Source organism: Oleiphilus sp. HI0079 (assembly GCF_001635105.1).
On sequence record NZ_LWFT01001203.1, the window covers coordinates 1 to 751 of the forward strand.

The 751-nt window shown below is 47.7% G+C and carries 1 protein-coding gene; it reads right to left on the bottom strand.

What is annotated here, in order from left to right:
• The coding region (locus A3750_RS21405; protein ID WP_156498816.1) for a histidine kinase dimerization/phospho-acceptor domain-containing protein at positions 1–751 on the bottom strand (751 nt) is incomplete at both ends.

Below are 751 nucleotides of genomic sequence, written 5' to 3' on the forward strand. Positions count from 1 at the left end.
ACGCAACTGACTCTCAATGCCCCACACAGTTGAGAGACTATCAAGCTCAATGCGAATGGAATGTTTACGATCACCACTGTAGAGCTCGGCATCTTTGCAGACACTCTGAATTAGCGCCGACATGTCTACTTCGCCTTCCATGTCCGAACCGTCTTTCGATTCGTATTTTTCAAGTAACATCAGGTCACTAATAATCGCTTCAAGACGTTGCGTCTGGCCCTCCATAGAGCGCAATGCTCGCTGCCAGCGACTAGGTGCATCTGGACTATCTAGCATGGTTTCGACGTAACCTCGTATAACGGTCAAAGGCGTGCGCATCTCATGCGAAACATTACTCACAAAATCTTTGCGCATTTGCTCGAGATGATGAAGCCGCGTGATGTCCTGAGCCAACATAAGGCGCTCATCTTCACCGAAAAGCGTAATATGTATTCTCAGTATCAGGTTTGGATCGGTTGGGGAGTTAATCTCTAGAGGGTCGTCGTACTGTTTCTGTTCAAAGTAGGCAATGAACTCGGGGTCTCGAAACAGGTTGGTAATAAGTTGCGCCTGATCTTTTTTTTCATCAAAACCAAATAGTCGCGTTGCCGCGTCATTCCACCAATCCAGCTGACCTATGGCATTGGTCATCACCACGCCATCTCTTAGTGCGTTAGCCGATGAGCGAACCCGATTAATCATTCGACTTAAACGATCTCTGGCTTTCAGGTTTTGCTGCTGGCTATGGTAGAGGCCTTCAAACAAATCGCCC